This window comes from Sphingobacterium daejeonense (assembly GCF_901472535.1).
In the GTDB taxonomy this organism is placed as follows: Bacteria; Bacteroidota; Bacteroidia; order Sphingobacteriales; family Sphingobacteriaceae; genus Sphingobacterium; species Sphingobacterium daejeonense.
Window position 1 is genome coordinate 2796500 of the sequence record NZ_LR590470.1, and the last position, 18252, is coordinate 2814751.

21 protein-coding genes and 1 pseudogene are annotated in these 18252 nt (G+C 30.4%); all 22 read right to left on the reverse strand.

What is annotated here, in order from left to right:
* Positions 1-15: 15 nt before the first annotated feature.
* Positions 16-819, reverse strand: coding sequence for a polysaccharide biosynthesis/export family protein (locus FGL31_RS13570; protein ID WP_138092189.1), 804 nt, complete (start codon positions 817-819; stop codon positions 16-18).
* Positions 812-1726, reverse strand: a complete 915-nt coding sequence (locus FGL31_RS13575; RefSeq protein WP_138092191.1) for a hypothetical protein — start codon at positions 1724-1726, stop codon at positions 812-814. The genes FGL31_RS13570 and FGL31_RS13575 overlap by 8 nt, the downstream gene beginning before the upstream one ends.
* 165 nt (positions 1727-1891) lie before the next feature.
* Positions 1892-3379 carry an ABC transporter ATP-binding protein gene (locus FGL31_RS13580; RefSeq protein ID WP_197734257.1) on the reverse strand — a complete coding sequence of 496 codons (1488 nt, stop codon included), beginning with the start codon at positions 3377-3379 and terminating at the stop codon, positions 1892-1894.
* Positions 3380-3383: 4 nt separating this feature from the next.
* Positions 3384-4448 (reverse strand): nucleotidyltransferase domain-containing protein, encoded by a 1065-nt coding sequence (locus tag FGL31_RS13585; protein WP_171017678.1) that lies wholly within the window; start codon positions 4446-4448, stop codon positions 3384-3386.
* Positions 4449-4486: 38 nt separating this feature from the next.
* Positions 4487-4756, reverse strand: a complete 270-nt coding sequence (locus FGL31_RS13590) for a PqqD family protein (protein ID WP_099370122.1) — start codon at positions 4754-4756, stop codon at positions 4487-4489.
* Between the two features lie 12 nt (positions 4757-4768).
* On the reverse strand, positions 4769-5212 hold the full coding sequence (locus FGL31_RS13595) for a S24/S26 family peptidase (RefSeq protein ID WP_138092195.1): 444 nt from the start codon (positions 5210-5212) through the stop codon (positions 4769-4771).
* Between the two features lie 133 nt (positions 5213-5345).
* Positions 5346-6239 (reverse strand): glycosyltransferase, encoded by an 894-nt coding sequence (locus FGL31_RS13600; protein WP_197734258.1) that lies wholly within the window; start codon positions 6237-6239, stop codon positions 5346-5348.
* 63 nt (positions 6240-6302) lie between these two features.
* On the reverse strand, positions 6303-6461 hold the full coding sequence (locus FGL31_RS23685; RefSeq protein ID WP_197734259.1) for a hypothetical protein: 159 nt from the start codon (positions 6459-6461) through the stop codon (positions 6303-6305).
* A gap of 304 nt (positions 6462-6765) precedes the next feature.
* A pseudogene (locus FGL31_RS29945) lies at positions 6766-7242 on the reverse strand (acyltransferase family protein); the annotation flags it as partial.
* 246 nt (positions 7243-7488) lie between these two features.
* A complete protein-coding gene (locus FGL31_RS13610) occupies positions 7489-8571 on the reverse strand; it encodes a glycosyltransferase family 4 protein (RefSeq protein ID WP_197734260.1) in 1083 nt (360 codons plus the stop codon).
* Complete coding sequence (locus tag FGL31_RS13615; RefSeq protein WP_138092197.1) at positions 8568-9704, reverse strand: glycosyltransferase family 4 protein; 1137 nt, start codon at positions 9702-9704, stop codon at positions 8568-8570. Before FGL31_RS13615 ends, FGL31_RS13610 begins: the two co-directional genes overlap by 4 nt.
* On the reverse strand, positions 9670-10962 hold the full coding sequence (locus FGL31_RS13620; protein WP_138092199.1) for a hypothetical protein: 1293 nt from the start codon (positions 10960-10962) through the stop codon (positions 9670-9672). Before FGL31_RS13620 ends, FGL31_RS13615 begins: the two co-directional genes overlap by 35 nt.
* A 6-nt stretch (positions 10963-10968) precedes the next feature.
* Positions 10969-11955 carry a glycosyltransferase family 2 protein gene (locus FGL31_RS13625; protein ID WP_138092201.1) on the reverse strand — a complete coding sequence of 329 codons (987 nt, stop codon included), beginning with the start codon at positions 11953-11955 and terminating at the stop codon, positions 10969-10971.
* 50 nt (positions 11956-12005) lie between these two features.
* Positions 12006-12179: a hypothetical protein gene (locus FGL31_RS23690; protein WP_197734261.1), complete on the reverse strand. Its 174-nt coding sequence runs from the start codon at positions 12177-12179 to the stop codon at positions 12006-12008.
* A 77-nt stretch (positions 12180-12256) separates the two neighbouring features.
* Complete coding sequence (locus FGL31_RS13630; RefSeq protein ID WP_197734262.1) at positions 12257-12868, reverse strand: beta-1,6-N-acetylglucosaminyltransferase; 612 nt, start codon at positions 12866-12868, stop codon at positions 12257-12259.
* Complete coding sequence (locus tag FGL31_RS13635; protein ID WP_138092203.1) at positions 12868-13290, reverse strand: hypothetical protein; 423 nt, start codon at positions 13288-13290, stop codon at positions 12868-12870. Before FGL31_RS13635 ends, FGL31_RS13630 begins: the two co-directional genes overlap by 1 nt.
* Positions 13291-13301: 11 nt before the next feature.
* Positions 13302-13724, reverse strand: a complete 423-nt coding sequence (locus FGL31_RS13640) for a beta-1,6-N-acetylglucosaminyltransferase (protein WP_138092205.1) — start codon at positions 13722-13724, stop codon at positions 13302-13304.
* 68 nt (positions 13725-13792) lie between these two features.
* Positions 13793-14827, reverse strand: coding sequence for an acyltransferase family protein (locus FGL31_RS13645; RefSeq protein WP_138092207.1), 1035 nt, complete (start codon positions 14825-14827; stop codon positions 13793-13795).
* 6 nt (positions 14828-14833) lie between these two features.
* Positions 14834-15763 carry a glycosyltransferase family 8 protein gene (locus tag FGL31_RS13650; protein ID WP_138092209.1) on the reverse strand — a complete coding sequence of 310 codons (930 nt, stop codon included), beginning with the start codon at positions 15761-15763 and terminating at the stop codon, positions 14834-14836.
* A gap of 25 nt (positions 15764-15788) precedes the next feature.
* On the reverse strand, positions 15789-16709 hold the full coding sequence (locus tag FGL31_RS13655; RefSeq protein WP_138092211.1) for a glycosyltransferase family 2 protein: 921 nt from the start codon (positions 16707-16709) through the stop codon (positions 15789-15791).
* A 26-nt stretch (positions 16710-16735) separates the two neighbouring features.
* Positions 16736-17296, reverse strand: a complete 561-nt coding sequence (locus tag FGL31_RS13660; protein WP_138092213.1) for a serine O-acetyltransferase — start codon at positions 17294-17296, stop codon at positions 16736-16738.
* Positions 17283-18251 (reverse strand): glycosyltransferase family 32 protein, encoded by a 969-nt coding sequence (locus FGL31_RS13665; RefSeq protein WP_138092215.1) that lies wholly within the window; start codon positions 18249-18251, stop codon positions 17283-17285. The genes FGL31_RS13660 and FGL31_RS13665 overlap by 14 nt, the downstream gene beginning before the upstream one ends.
* Position 18252 lies beyond the last annotated feature (1 nt).

Here is an 18252-nt window from a genome sequence, read left to right on the forward strand (position 1 = left end):
ATTTACCATTTATTCTTAGTTTCTGTTAAATAAAGCTACTAGGCTTACTCCCAACGTTAATAAACCAGTTGCAAAACCAACGTATCTCCATGTCAAATCTTCTCTTGGTGTAGGCACAGCAGACCTTGGTTTTACATACACGATATCATTTTGTTTTAAGTAAAAAGTTGGAGAGTTAAAGAAATTAACATCTTCAATATTACTTACATACATTTTTCTATATCCGTTTTCCTCTCTAATAACTGTAATTTCTTCTGTTAGTGCATTATTAGTTAAACCACCACTTCTGGTTATGGCTTCAAGTAAAGACATTTGACCATCTTGAACATTAATAATACCTTTTGATCCAACCTCACCCATCATCATCACTTTTAGATTTAGTAATTCTATTCTCACTAAAGGTGAGTTGATAAGGTTTTCATTTATTAATCTATCGTAAATAAATTTCTTTAGCTCATCAACAGTTTTCCCTTCTGCAGGAATATTGCCCAATACTGGAAAGTCAATATTTCCATTTCGGTCTACCATATATCCTTTTTCAGTTGTACCTCCACCAGCACCCGATGTGGTAATTTCTCCATTATCCCCAACATTGTAAATTCCTCCATCAGGGTTAAAAGGCGCTGCCAATTCAGGAGTTTTTGAACTGATCGTTATACTTAATCGATCATATTTCTGAATCTTTAATTCTGGAATATCTTGCATCTTGTACAAGGAATCAACGACCATATTTTCTAGGTAGGTAACCTTTTTTGAGATTACGCAAGAGCTAAGGGTCAACATTGCCATAGCAATTAGGCTGATAATTAATCTATTCATCTTCAAGTTTATTTACTTTTATAATTTCTTTATAACAAAGTTCTGCTGCTTCCGGATTAGGAAGGCAATATAATTGACCAACAGAAACACGTTGGATAATGTTTTCCAAAACACTTAGCATGGATGAAAATATGGTTTGATTCCATCTAATGGCTGTGAAACTTGGCAATAATGCCAACAATGATTCAACACCTTTATTTTTCCAATCCATTTTATTTTCTTTCGCCTGTGTCAATCGAATTATTGACATCAGTTTTCTTTTTTTATTAATATAACAAGCTGTTTTCCCACTCCATGGGGTTCCATAAATAAATACATCATCACCTTCAAACCGTACAGCAGGATTATCATCATTCAAAAGATTAAATCCCTCATTTGTACTTATCCACAATCTACTGTGTGTACTTTTCCCGGTTCCACTTTTTCCTAAAAAGGAAACAGCATATTCACCATTTTCAACCACTGAAGAATGAATAAGAGCAGTATTATTTGACAATACCCTTTGCCCGAAAGCAACCATAATCATCCAACTTAATATATTCGAATCATAAAGTTCTGCCCGCTTGACATGAATTTTTGACTCCTTAAACTCTTTATCGCTTATCATTCTCCAAACATCAGATTCCCTTGAGTTTAAATTCTCAACTGATGTTACATAAAAGTTTGCAATCTCCTCAAACTTAAATCTATCACCCCAAACAATCGAAACATCACTCAACAATTTGGCTTCAGATAAATTGATGTTAGCAGGCTTTAATGTTAATTCTATATTTACGACAGCCTCATTGTTTAAGTTAGTTTCTACTCTAAAATCTTTGAATGAAGGCAAACTATTTAATAAATCAATAGATTCATCAAAAGATATTCTGATCAAATTATCTGCTACTAAATAGTCTACAATTGTCATTTATTAGTGTAAGTATTATTAGTGCTAATTATTGCATATAAACAGATTGGCTACATTTATCAGCTAATCTCAAATCATGCGTAACAAAAATTACAATTTTATTCTTAGCTGCAGACATTAGTCGCTCGATCAATGTTTCAGCTGTTTTTTGATCCAGTGCTGATGTCACTTCATCAAATAACCAGATACTATTTCTTTCATCAATGCTCTGGCAAGGGCTATTCTTTGCGCCTGTCCTTCTGACAGTCCATAACCAGATTCTCCTACAATCGTATTCAAACCTTCTGGCAATTCATACACAAACTCTGAACAACTCAAATACAATACTTCATATATTTTCTCTGGGCTAACATTTTCAGTGTCTGTCATGATATTTTCCTTGATGCTGCCAGAAAACAACTTGTCACCTTGAGGAACATACGCAATGTTTACCCTATGATTGTGCGTTATGGGGACAGTCTTCCCTTCTGCTTTCACATAAATTTCACCTTTATTAGGTTCTATTAATGACAATAACAATCTGATTAATGTAGTCTTACCCTTCCCACTTGAGCCAATTATTGCAGTAGGTTCACCTACTTTAACACGAAGATTAAAATCATTGATAACCAAATTATCTTCATATTTGAAACTCAAGTTTTTAATGACCAATTCATTCGGATCATTTATAAATTCAGGGACATATTCATCTTCAACCTCAGTTTTGAAAACCTCCTCAATCCTTTCAACAGCAGTTCTGAATTTTATAAAAACAGGCACAAAACTCATTAATAACAATAATGGTCCTTGTATCCTACCTACCAATTGTAGGAAAGCTGTCATGGTACCAAATGTTATCTCGTCTGACCTCAACTTGTAAACTCCCCATATAAAGGTCAATAAAAAACCCACATTAATTAAGAACTTCAAAGAACTCTGAGAAACGGTTGAAAAATTCAACAATTTCATCTTTAAATTATAGATATCCGATTGGCTATCTTCTACTTTTCTCCATCTGAAATTTTGTAGACCCAAAGCACGTAAAGCCATTCTGAATCTCAAATTCTCTTGAACAACTTTTCCCAAGTTTGATTCTGCAGCTTTTAACGATCTGTTTATTGCTCTAAGTTTTTTGAAATATATCTTAGTAAAAATAAACAAGGGTGAAATTGCTAAGATCAATAGAGCCAACATAGGATCCATAGACCACAATAGAGCAAAAGAAGCAACAAGTTTAATAACGGTAATTAAAAAAGTAATAAATGAATTACCTATCATTTGTACTATTTCATTAGCATCATTATTTATCCTTATTTGCATGTCCCCAGTATGCCAATTCTTGATGACTTTCCATCTGGATAGCATCTGAATCTTGATAAGCTTATTCTGCAATGAAATCAGCATTTTAGGTCTAGTACGTTCATTGATCCAGGCTCCCCAGGCTTTAAATACCAGTCCAGCAACAATAAACAGAACAGTCAGGACCAATGCTTTATCAACAGAATTTTTATCGCCACTTATGGCATAGTCGATGGCATGCTTAGACCATATCACGAAATATAAAGAACACGCTATTGCAATTATTTCAAGGATAAAAAACAAAATTAATTCGCTTTTATATTCTTTAGCCTGTTCCCAAGCCCATTTAACCTGATATGTTATCCCTGAAAACAATATTTTACTTTTTTATCCTAGAATAATACTGCATTAATGGAAACCAAATAGCCTCTGATGGAGTTACTCTGACATATTTTACAAAGCTTTGCCAGATCCTACGTTTCTTGTACGCTCTTTCTCCCTTTAATTCACTTTCTTTCTGTTTAAAATTCTCATTATGGAAGCCAAAATTGCCTGCAACCAAAATATCTTGCATCATCCAATCTGAGTTTATTTTAGATTCAAGAGGATAAGGTAAAAAAGACTCATCAAGTCCTAAATACTTCACCAATAATTGATGCAACATATCAATCCATTTTTTAATTCCCAATTTCGAATAAATTGACTTTAAATCAGTGTTTTTCAATTCTTCATGATAGAAAGAATAAATTCTCGCTGAATCACAAAGCTGCCTAATACCTATTCCAAATGATAATAAATGTTTTAATATATGTGCATTAGCTTGAATAATTGTTTCCACTGCTGATGGTAATCTTATAGAACTACCTGAGATATTTAAAAATGTGGATTTGTTTTCCTCATCCTTTCTTATCTTATTCAATGTTTTAAATACAAATGGATTATGAATGTCAATCATTTTTTCATGATGTTCAACTTCAAACCCATCAAACTTATATTCAGCACTAAATCCAGCCATCGGATTGATCTCCAAACCCCTCTTGTTAATAATTGAAAATGCTTGGTTATAGTCAGATTTATTTTTAAAGAATAAATCAATATCACCACAAATTCGCCTTAAAGGATTGTCATAACATTTTGCGATACCTTGACCTTTCAAAAGTGTCATCGGTATATTATGCTCGACCTCAAATAATGAATGTAAGTTTAAAATCGTTGCATTCATAACTTCATTCCTTTGAGCATGCTTTTCTACTCTCACTGCCCAATTCAACAACAAAGCTTTTGGTGGTTGGTTTTCAACCTTTAATTTTTGAATACCATCAAAAATTAAACATTCTACAGTTTGAGCAATACTTGTTTTAAAGATTTCATTCCATTCACGGTTAGTTAATGGAAATAAGTTTGATTCACCATTTGAATCCTTCCATAATCCGGTTTTTAGCAAGAAGAAAAATATACTAGTTATCCTATCTTGTAGCATTTCTAAACCGATATAAGACCGCCTTTTTTAAATTCCGAGATTAATTTCAATGCATCTGCTTGAGCAGTGTTTTCGTCAACCTCGTAATTCTCGATCAGCAATTCAACTATATTTGATTCATTGAATTCCTTATGAAGTAATTCTTCCCAAAGAAAAGCTGCAGTTTCGTTTAGTGTGAAAACCTTAGACATATCTACCATTTCTTGACCTGGATCGATAATTATAAAATCCTCTCCTAATTTTCTAAGTTGCAAATCTTCTCTTAATCTCATTATAAATCCTCTTTAAAACTTATTAATCAGATACCTTAATGGCCTGATGTAATACCAAACAAGACCCAATCTTTTATTTAATTTATTATTAACCTTCAATTCTCTTTTACCCCTGAAACCTTTAACCACCAGTGCCAAGACATCTGCTTCTGAAACTCGCTCGATCTGGTCAAGATTTCCGTCTCCAGCTAAATAATATTCACCATTAGATATCTTTACCAAACGATGCAAGATAAACTTGCCCTCGTATTTAACTAGTAATATATCTCCTATTTTAACATCTGAAAGATTAGGTTGTTTGATTACAACTTGGTCAGAATCTTTTAAAAAAGGCAACATACTGCTCCCGGCAACATTAAATTTAACAGACTTTCCAGTTTTGAGCTCAGACTCGATGATTTCAAAAAACATCTGATTTGGAACTCTATAACTTTTATTTGTGATGGGTCGATCCATAACTTAAGGTCTATTATTATAATGATAATTTAGCAAGAATGTGTAAGAACTCAGAATCAAATATTATTTTTTTTGTTGAACAGCAATAAATACCGCTTTTACAATGTTAAGGCAAAATTATGGATTGGTTATATCACGCTAAAATCTTATTATATATTTGTAAACATTTATCTACCATTTTTTGTCGCGTAAAATGCTCTAAATAGCGATTTTTGCTTCCATTTGAGAGATTTTTGTAGACATCTTCTTTACCGAATATCTGCTTAAAAGCATCAGCTAAAGCGTGCTCATCACAGATATCAACAGTCAACCCAGATACTCCATCCTTATTGACCCAACTTACACCCGATTCAGGAATCTTCGTGGAAACAATGGGTTTACCATATGCCATAGCTTCAATTTGGACAATAGCGAATGCCTCTGTCTTTAAAATAGAACTTAAACAAAACAAATCACAAGCCTGATAATACCCTGTAACTTCTTCGTCAGTCATAAAACCCAACAACTTAACCCTTTCAGATAAATTATTGCTGTCTATTAATTGCTGCAATTCATCCTTCAAAGGACCTTTCCCTCCTATTAATATCTGGTATGAATCATCAAGATATTTTGCTGATTTAATTAAATATTCATAGCCTTTATATTCAACTAATCGACCTAATGAAAATATTATTTTTTTATTTAGATATTCAGCCTTAACAGACTCTTTTATAGGGGATAATTTTTGGTCAACATCGACACCAATTGGAATATAATCGACTTTATTCTGTACAGAACGCAAGAATTTAGATTGTTGGACATATACTGGTGTTGTTCCCACAATGATATCAGCTCGCTTAATGAGCCAATCCTGCAATGGTTTGTACAGTCTTAACAAAGTCTTTTGTTTTAAAATATCACTATGCCAATGAAGGACAACTTTTCCTTTGAAATTGGTCAGAAATAAAGCCAAGCAAGCCATTGGATCAGGGTGATGAATATGGATGATATCATAATCCTTAGCAATCTTTCTCAATTTCATGATCATCTTGGAGCCAATTTGGTTGCTGCAGCATTGATCTGTGTTGGCATTACAAACATCGTTGCAAACTCATTTTATATGAATTGTAGCCTCAGGATGATCTTCCGTGGAAGCACATAACATATCGCAACGAACCCCCTGATTAGAAAGCCCTAACATCAGATCATACTCAACTTTCTCAACACCTCCGCGGATCGGATAAAATTTGCCTACTTGTAGAACTTTCATGTTTTATATTTATAAACATTTGTAAAAAACAGATTAAATATATATGCCAATATTAATGTTAATAAAATCGTAACTATCAAGTATAAATAGTTATTTTGGATATATATATGGTTGCCTCTTAATAAATAATAAACTCCCCCATGAATTAAATAAGTTTCGTAAGATACCTTTCCTAAAAAATTAAATAGTCTACCCTGTGGCAATCCTGAATAACTCAACAATACGATTACTGCCAAAACAATGAAAATATAGGAAAAGACATATAAAATTTCAATTTTTAAAAAGGCAAATGCACCAGCAATAATTAACGCAACTGGAACGAAGCAAAATTACCTATCTTAGTTCTACTAATTGAGATAATTTTATTTTCATTCAATTTGTAAATCATTCCAAATGGGAATGCTAAATTTGATACCCACCATGCCCTGTCAAACCCATTTTTATAAAGTATTAAACTTACAATGAATGCTAACAACATTAAGATTATACTTTTTGTATGTATTGAAAAATTGGTTTTGAAAACAAAGTAAAAAAGTGTATAAAATATTATTATTATATAAGCAAACCAAGAATATGGTAATGGAGTAATACCTTTTAATAAATCCTTAATCAAATTGCCATTAAACCCACCTGTATCAAGGTAATATAAGAATATAAATATCGAAGATATGAATACTAAAGGGAATATTATTTTCCAAACCCTTTTACTGAAAAAGCTCTTTAAATAAGATTTTCCTTTTTTTGAAAATGAAGAAATTAACCCGTAACCAGAAATAAAAAAAAATAGAGCAACCTTTTGTACCGGCCCATTTTGTTATAGTTAAGAAAAATGGCAAATCGGCATGAAAATTAACATGTGAGAGAATTATCAAAATACTTAAGATTCCTTTAAAACTAGAAGATTCATTAATAGTAAATGGAACATATCTTTTTCGCCAAAAACTTATTGATAACAAATATAATATACCAATTATTAAAATGAAGGATACAGAATTCATATAGCTAATTCAATAATATTTTAAAAAGTTCATCCCAATTTTCTGCTTTTGGTGCAGGAATATTTTTGATTTCTTGAGGTTTTAAAAAATGAAGAATTTCCATCAATTAAATTTGCCATATAAGAAGCAAGTTCTTTAGGATTATCAGGATTAAAAAAAGATGTTTTCATGCTTCCTTCAGATGTCTCATGTGCATATGGCAGGTCCGCTAATAGCATTGGTTTATTGAGGTTTTTAAACTCAGAAATAGGTAAACCCCAAGATTCAACTTTTGAAGAATAAATCAAGCAATCAACACTTAAATACAAATCTTTTAAAGTTGATTTAGATACAAAGCCAATAAAATTTATGTTTTTTATTTTTCCCCAATTATCAAATAACCACTTAGCATATTTGTTCTCATCCCCTTTTACAGTTATTGTAACCCTAAAATTTTTGATTTTTTTTTCTTCTACAAGTATTTTAGCAGCTTTACATATAACCTCAAAGTTTTTATGACTATTAGGAGAGCCAGCAAAAAGGAATTCATAATCTTCTTTTGACTTTTTTATTTCAGAAAGAATAATAGCTGAATCATCAATTTTCGGTCTAGCAACAATAATTTTCTTGGGATCAATACCGAACATTTTCGATAAACCCTTTCTGAACCATTCTTGTTGTACAACTATATAATTGTTTTGGTGAATATTGGTTTGATAGATGAACTTTGTAAATATCGCAAACATTGCAATTTTTGGAGCAAATATTAGATCATGCATTTTCCACTTATAAAATGAAAAAGAATTATGGCAATATACTGCACGCTTTTCTGCAAATACAGAAGGACTTGTATCATGTAAGGAAAACCATAAATTAATTGGACCTATTTCTTTAGATATTTTTTTTAATGAAATATATTCATACCATAGTCTATTTATCCATCTTTTTTTAGGCCATTGAGTCTCAATATATTCAATGTTGGGAAAGTCTGCCAATTCTCTTTTATAAACTATTGCAATTACTCTATAACCGTTCTTATCAGAATAATTAGATAAAAATCTAAGACAATCCTTAAGAATTTCTAAAGTTCCGGCCTCAACGAGATTAACAGCAGATATAACAATAGTTTTCATATTTTTTTCGAAAGAGTTTCATTAAATAAGTCTATCCATTTTTGCATAATAACTTCTTCAGAAAAATTTTTAGAATGGTTAAAAGAATTTTTCCCCATTTCTTTCCTAAGATGATCATCTTCGATAAGTTCTAATAATTTTTCAGCAAACTTCTCTTTATCTCCCTCATCAATTAAAAATCCATTGAAACCTTCATCAATAATATCTTTAGGACCACATTTACAGGCATAAGATATTAAAGGCAAACCAGCTGATTGACCTTCTAATAAAGCCATAGGTAATCCTTCATATCTCGATGTCATAGCAATGATAGAACTGTTTAAATATTGATTTTCAATATCTTGAACAGGATCTTTTAAACTGACAGTCTCCGATAATCCGAGATCCTGGATTAAAAATTGAAGTTTGTTTTTATCTGGCCCTTTACCAAAAATATTTAGCTTCCAATTCGGAGCAAATTTTTGGATATCTTTCCAAATCTCAATTAAATCTTCAAATCTTTTTTGATAGTCATATCTACCGACTGCAATAACGATCTTATTTTCTAATAAACTCGGTTCAAAAATTGGAAAACTATTAGAGTTTGGGATGACAACAATATTATCTAATTCCCCCCAATAATCCTTATCTTCATGAGTTAACACAACAAACTTACTGTACCGTTTAACTGTTGCTAAATCTCTACCACTTCGGAATTTGTCTATCAGTCTCCACAATCCTTTCCTCCCATACTGAAGCCTTTTAAACCGAGAAAAATGAATTTCAACAATCTTTTTACTTCCGTCATTTATATTTGGTAATAAGTCAACATCATGATCAAAAAGAGATACTGTTATATCTGGTTTAATTTTATTAAGTTGATCCGTTAACAATTTTTTATGTCTTTTTTGTTTTTTTGGATAATCGAATAGCTTTTTAATTAGACCAGTATTATTATTCTCTGTATAATTTATACCGAGGTCAATTTGACGAATAGTATGATTAAGTGGAAAATAAGGTTTTCGGTTATTTTGATCAGTAGTAATAATAGTAATTTCATGACCAAGTTGTGCAAGATAATTAGATTTATTAGCTAACACTCGCTCCATACCTCCTGAGTTAAATGTACCTAGGATGCAGTATACTATCTTCATAAATTTCTTTTTTTTCCTCCATGACCAATCCAAAATTCAAAGCCTCAATACAATAAAACAAAGCATATATCAAGAATATATCGGTAGAAACCTTTAACCACACTATAAATGTAAGAGCGAGTAAAAAAAGAAATAAGTCGAAATATTTCTTGTTTTTTCTACCAAAAACTAGAGCATTATAAACAAAAAACAGACCGAAAGAACTTAATCCAATGATTCCACAATAAAGGATAAAGCGGCAGTACCCAATATCCGTAGAGTAAACAAAATTATCAAACAGTCCGGAACCGATAATCCATGTCTTAGTATCTGTAGGCCAAATCCACATTTCACGGTTTAATTTATCCGTAGATCCTGTTTTCCATTCTCCTAATTCAACCCAATTGAAAAACCCTTCAAATGCAAACCTAATATCATCATGAAAATTTTTGTTAGTATTATATAAGTATACCGAAATAGCAACAGCAATGATCAATATGCTAAAGAATACAGCATGAAATTTGAAGTATTTTTTCTTGACTATAAATGTAAATATTCCAGTATTTAGAACTAAATACCCTAATGCCAAACCTCCACCAACAGAAGTTGTCCTTGATATCATATTACCAATAAGCAAAATGACAAAAAATGAAATTATATATATGGTTAGACTCAATCTGTTGTTTCGGATGTCCGAATTCTTAGAAACAATAGCAGATAAAATTAACAACACAACAGAAAACCTTACTCCCGCATTGTCTAAGGCAGCTCCAATACCATACAACCTTTCTACCTCATCATAGAATTCTTGCCCTTGGATAACAAATCTATCTACAACAGCTTTAAATGGCTCTATATTGTCAATCATTAAAGCTAAGACACACTGAGCAACACAAACTGCAATCAGATAATTCCCAACCAAATATAAATCCACTTTTCCATGAACTCCTTTAATTAATACACAGACTGCATAAGCAGCAAATAACCAAACTGCAAAACTTACTATATAGGTTGCATAAGCATAATCATCAGTATGGTTTATATCAGCAGAGATAGCACATATAATAGAAAAAATAGCCGCAAAAAAGATTGCCCCTAATAACCCTCTTGACATCTGAATACTTCCAGAAACAATTGAATTATATCCTAATAAAAGAACTCCAAACAATGCAAGAATTACCTTGGTATTTAATGCTATAGGTAAAAAAGAAAAGTTGATAGTAAAGAAATAGAAACTTACTATAATACCCACAAAAACATATTGTAGAACTTTTATCATAAATTATTATTTATACAAAATGCCATAAACTAAACGTAATACGACTTTATTATAAAGTTTTATATACCAAAATTGTTTTTTAACAGCAGCTAACTGAAGTAATCTTGTTCTTAATGGCAAAGTTTTATTTTCCATTACAAAATCATTTGCTTCTGGAAACCAAGTTAACCACTTCTGGTACTGGGATTTGTTTTCAGATATTAATAATGGTAGTTTTATATTTAGTTTTAAATAGTTAATTAAGTTACCCAACTTATTGGATAAATCACTGATTTTTAAAAATTTTTCTACTTCTTCGACGTTCGAAGTTACTTGATCAATGTGACTTTCAGAGTAGGTTTTAGTTAAGGAGTCAGTATTGCTCTGCCCGTAATGATAGAAGTGTTTATTCAAATAACCAACTCGTGAGGCAGTGCAAAAAAGTTTAGTCGCAACCATTAAATCTTCACCCATGTTCATTCCTTCTATAAATCTTATTTTTGGGTCTTGAAAAAGGGATGTTTTAAATAAAAACAACCAAAGGTTCCATCTCATGATTCCAGAAAACATTTTTTCTATTGCTTCAAAACTATTATTAAAATTTGGTTGGTTCATTTCTCTCTCATTTTTTTCAAAAGTTAAATACCAACTAAACCCCACAATTTCCAAATTATCTTCTTCAGCTTTATTAAGACTCAGTTCTATAGTTTGTGGATCGATCTTATCATCCGCATCAACGAAGTAAATGTAATCTCCGACAGCGGCATCTAAACCTGTATTCCTTGCAGCAGCAACACCTCTGTTAACTTCATGACTAATAACATTTACTTTATAGTCCGATTCATCACTGAAATTATTAAGTATATCTAAACTGTTGTCTTTACTTGAATCATTGACGAAAATTAACTGTAAATTCTTGTAAGTTTGATTATTCAATGAATCTAAACATTTATACAAGGTTTTCTCAGCGTTAAATACTGGAATAATAATTGAAACTAGCTTTTTTCTATCCATGGTCAAGTTATCACAAAACTAAGTTTTATTTAAAAAAACAATCGTAGGAATTAAACTACATACTCCAGAATTTTATTTACTATTTTCATATTCTTAGAGTTGAATTTCCTTGCAAAAAGTTTATCAGACTTTATGAGCTCTTCATAGTCATCATCAGTCCAATCTCTAATAATATTATTTTCCCATCTAATCTCTCTCATACAACCTCTTGCTTCATCATTCAAATCATAAATTTGATCCTTAAACTTAGAATTATAACAGATTGTTTGAACTACAATTTCATCACAACAAAAATGTATTTTTATAGGTGTTTTTTTATATTTGGCCTCTGAGTCAATATGAACTTAACGAGCTCATCAGTAATGCTTAGCCATTGTGTACCTTTTTTAAAATTAATTCTACTATTTCTTTGAAATCCAATGATATCTTGAAATTTTAAAAATATAGATCTTCCTACTTTTTTTATTAAATTCAGCCCAGCGTTTTCTCTAAAATTGCCAGGGAATAAGTGATACCTCCTCACCTTCCTCGATAATTCATCTTTAATATCACCTTTAAAATAACCTATAAATTCTTTACCTCTATTGTTTTCGAAGAATTGATGAATAAAATCTTGAGATTTCAAAGGCATATCTACTCCAGAAAGAAGATGATAATATTCATAGGAGTTCTTTAAAGAGGCTGATTCGAATAAATGTAATTCCGCTTCCAAAACTGAATAATCTCCCCACCTAACATCCACTCGATTAACTAATATTTGTAATCCAGCTTTTTCCACTTGTAAATGTGGTAAAACCTCAACTTTCGAATCAAAATGAATAAAAATATCATTCCGATTATCATCTAAAGAATCTAAAAGTTTCTGTAGAATTCCAAATTCATTGTGAGCAAGTATTAAATATGCATGCTTCATTAAAAATTCTTTATTTTGTTTTCAATCAATTTGATAATTTCTGAATTATTCGAACTAAATTTCCTGGCAAATAAACATTCAGATTTTATTAATTCCTCAAAATCCTCATTTTTATATGTTTTGGCATTTGCATTTATTATTTCATGTTTCAATATCTTATTATTATGTTCTAATTTCCAATTCATATTAGAATTAATTAGTTCAGATATCACGAAAAATTCATCCCCACACATGGTGTATTTGTACCTGTTTAAAATAATTGACTTCCTGTCAACTAAATACTTTGCAGCAGAAGAACTAATACTGACCCAATTTGAGGCTTTTTCAAAACTCAAGCCTTTATTTCTTCGAATTCCAAATTTATGTTGAAGTTCAAGTAATAACCTCCATAACCTTTTGAGCCGTGAGATTATCCTTACCATTTGCACGAAATTCATCCATAAAAAAAATTATATCGATGCATCTTGTTTTCTGCCTCAACAGGATCAGATTCCATTGGTGAAAAAATTTCTGTTCCAATTTTGGTAGAGTAAAAATCATGAATATGATTTTGATCGAATAATGGAAGATGCACACCAGATATTAAGTGAAGGAAATCATATTTCCTCTTTTCATGTGCTGATTGGAATAAATTTATTTCTGCCTCAATCTGTGATACATGGCCCCATCTTACATCGACTCGATCCTTCAAAAAATAAACCTCAGATTTTAATGTATTTATATAACTTTCGTCTGGCAATTCTGATTTCTTGTCAATATGTATAAAAATATCATTTCTTGGATCATCGATTAACTCAATTAATTTCGATAAAACCTCATATTCATTATGTGCTAAGATTAGGTAGGCATGCTTCATTTTTAGTCTGTATTAAATAATAAACCTAATTTTTTATCTACAGTTATGACAGAACAATAAACTCTCATTTATATCTTTTTTCTTGAAAATAAATGAATTATTGGTTTTTCAATCATAACATAAAAAATACATCCTAAAATAATAGAACTTATTAAGGAAAATATTCCATAAGAATTAACTACAACAGATTCATTTAAAGAATAGTTAGCTCCAATCTCATATATTTTAGGTTTGAAAAATGCAAAATAAAAATGAGTTAGATAAATACTATATGATGCATTCCCTATAAAAATCAATTTCTTTGAAAAAGATGAAGATAATTGAGAATTTGGTATAAATAAAAATATTAGAATTATTAGAAAAGAAGGTATTCCATTTGATACTAACCTCGGAAATTGTAGATAAATAAGAAATATACTTATCAAGGATAATAAGAATAAACACAAATATCCTTGGTACAAATTAATCACGAATTTATCTTTAAATCTTTCAAAAATAAAATATGAGACAATACCCATCCCAAAATTTAATAATAATGGATCTCCTATGATGTAACTAAAGTTAACCCAATGCAATTTTTCACCTTGATAATCAAACAGCTGCACTAATACTACTAATAAAAAAAGTACCAATAAGATGCTTGAAATTAATTTCTTCTTGTTTTTCATGAACAATAAGAATATTGCGAAAATATAATAGAAAAACATTTCATAAACCAAGGTCCAACCTACAGGTAAAGCAAGATTATAATTTGGATCAGAGGTGAAGGTTGGAAGTAGTAATAGATTGCCTAAATAATAATAAAATCCTTTAAAACCATCTACTCGAGTTATAAAAAGTATTAATGGGATTGCACATATTAAGTAAATAGGAAAAATCCTAATTATACGTCGATATAAAAAATAGCTTGAGTTTGCTATTTCGTTTTCCCTATTTACATTTACCGTAAGACACATTATAAATCCACTTAAAACAAAAAATATGTCCACTCCAAACTCTCCAAATTCAATAATTAATTTTGGTAAAAATCCATCGTTCCATACGTGTACAATTGCAACAATTATAGCGGCAAACCCTCTTAATATTTGTAAAGACTGGAGCATAATATATTATTTGTTTTTTATGACTCTTATATAGTTTACAACAGGATCAACAAAATAAGAAAATGGCCAACTAGTGAAGATTTTCCCATATTTTTGGATTTTCTTAATTGGGGTCCACTTAGATTTAATTCTTGAGGGTAGATCAAAGTAATATTTCCACCACACCTCAAATTTAACAGTAAGTTCATTCCACGGTTTTCCTCCAGTATAATGAATAGTACCATGGCTTTGAACAGAGTGCCAGTCTGCAACAGAATATCGATTAATAAAATCATCTTTATACTGAGGTAAAAAATAGGTTCTTATTCCATTATAAATTGGAGGCAGACCAAGGACTCTATTTTTGCAATAAATATTTAGAACATCTTGATCAGGAAATTGTAAATATGGCACTTTCAAGCCATTAATTAATTTTTCAGATAAATTTTCATTTCGCATCAATTCTAGATTCATTACTAAGAATCCTGAATTAAAATAATAACCTGGCTCACATCCCAATTCTTTTATATATGGAATTTGATGATCAATTGCAACTTCATATACTGCTGCTAAATAATTATTCCCCAGGTTTATATTTTCAAATAAGTCGCCTAAATCATTTCGTATGATGACATCACAATCAGTATATATTATTTTGTCATATTCCATTAGAATTTCAGGTAATAACAATCTGAATGAGGCTGCAATGGTATACCGTTCATCAACATATACTCCGTCTAATTTACCTTCTAGATTTAAAAATCGAAATTTCAATCTCTCAGGGCAATACTCCATTAAAAGACTTTGATATTCTTGAGGTAAAGTTTTAGTCAAAAGACAAATAATTTCAAATTTATATTTAGAGTCTGAATTTTTTAAAATAGATGATAAACAAGTAACAGCAGGTACAAAATAATTTTCAGTAAAAGCTATAACAATTGGAATATGTAAACTCATAGAAATTTGGATTATAGGTATCTTATTATTTCAAAATTTTATCTAATATGAATCTAAAATACATAAATAATTTATCCTTGCGACTTAATAATCTACAACTTTCTATCATCCCTATTTTATTCAATGGAAGATGTTTTACGGCAACATTGTAATAATCGTATACACATTTTTGATAAAGTGAATCCCATTGAATTCTACTCAAACAAAAATCATCCACCTCATCCTCTGGTTTTTTATAATTAATTGAATTAATCATTTTATATAATGATGTTATCGCTTCAATTTTATACTCATATTTTGTCTTATCACTAGATAAATGTATTTCTGAAATTCGAAAATCAAATAACATTTCACTTGTATTTGCAACCCCATTTCTCGCTAACTTAATGGTAGAAATAGTATCTGTTCCGAATGCAAATGGAAGTTTATCAAATTTTTCCTTTTGTAATGTGGATGTCCTGAATACATAATTTCCTATACAAACTAATGGAATTCCTTTTGCCCAACTATAAACGTATTCTATTTGACTACATTTTTCCGGCAAAATACCATCAATCTCAATAAGGTCACCACGATCATTAACTAATGAAACTCTAGATCTTATCAGATCTACTTCAGGATATTTCTTTATTAGAGCAATGCAATTACTTGTGAAATTTTCATGGTATATATCATCGTCTGCAGCCAAAACTAAATAATCACCCTTAGCGTAAAATATACTATAATTCCACTGTGCAACTAAATCTGTTCCTCCTATATTTACCTCATTCTTAAAATACTTTATCCTAGGATCATCGTACTTTGATACTATATCATAAATATTTTCTGGAGAATCATCATCTACAATTACTAATTCTATATTATTATAACTTTGGTTCAAAATACTATCTATTGCTAGATTTAAATACCTTGATTTAAAAGCAGGTAAAATGTAAGAAATTAACATGTTTTATTAATAAAAAGTGTGTGTGATTATTTTTTGTGGACAACCCTCCCCGGTATGCCAACTACTGTTGAGTTTTCTTCTAAAACAGAATGAATTACTATTGAACCAGCTCCAATTTTAGTCCCCTTAGCAATGTAAACATCACCTAAAATTTGAGCGTTTTGTCCAATATCCACATTATCCCCTATTTGTGGTAAACCATTTGTGTCATCTCCCGAGTTACCTATACAGCAATTTCCATGAATTGTGCAGTTCTTGCCTATGTGTGATAAGGGGTTTATTATTATTGAACCATAATGAGCTATATGTAATCCCAAATCAAAGCAACCTGCAGGTATAAAAAAACCAAGCTTTAATCCCAACTTGTTTTTTTTACGTTGATAATAATATTTTAGAAACCTATTTGGATTTATATAGGTATAATATTCTTCAGATCGAAGGTTAATTAAATAAGTTCTTATAAGGTATTGCTCAGTTTGTAAAAGCCAGTCTAAGAATAACGCCTTACTGAATCTTTTGGGATAAAAAAAATTATCCCCTAAAATAAATTTTTGCTTAGAATATCCTTTATATTCAGACAAGTTCATATTCAATATTCTTAGTTCTTTTTTTGTTAATTATAGAACCGATAACGCTCGTTTCATTAACTAAATTATAATTAATAAATTCATTGATAAGGATTCTGTCACCTGATGTTAATTTTATTATAGGAATCAATGGTTCCGTAACTGACAATCTACATAAGGCATAATTTATTTCATAGTTAGACCAACCCATACTTTCTTGAATCAAAAATGCGCTATCCTCACTTCTTTTGAGATAAAAATTAAAACCTTTATTTTCTCTCATTACTATCTGTTGCGCTAAATAAACTAATAAATATTCTGGTCTCCCTATTTTTTGTTTTATTTCATTATAATCTAATCTGCTTTTAATTTTTTCAAAATATAATTCGCTTCCTAAATCCCCCAATGGAGATAATTCATCTAACCACTTTTTTATCATTTGATTATTAGGTTTAGCAGCTAGAAACCATGATTCAATTATAGGGTATTTAATATCAATTGTAGATTTATCTTTATAATATCCGATAATATCGTAATTCTTTTTTTCAGCTATTTTTATTACCCAGTTTAAATCCTCATTAAATATCGTAGTAGCATCAATCCAAATGCCACCATATTCATATAATAATTTTAATCTAAGTAGATCAGTCATGTTTGCAATCGGCATTTCTCCTTTTATAGAAAAATCATGCAAATAATCCTTTATGTTATCACGATGAAGTAATATTACCTCAAAATTTTTATTGAGAAATTGGGTATGTCGCACAATATCTTGAACGTACTGCGGAGGCTGCCGATCTTCCCAATACATCCAAATAATTTTAGGAAAATCAACTTGATCAGTAAAATTAATTTTTAAATTTTCTGCATTATTAATGTCAAGAACATCTTCACCAATAAATTTTGGCAAACTTTTAGAACTTTTTATGTTCACGTAAAAACATTTAATTAACATCAAAAATTCTTTTATTCTCATA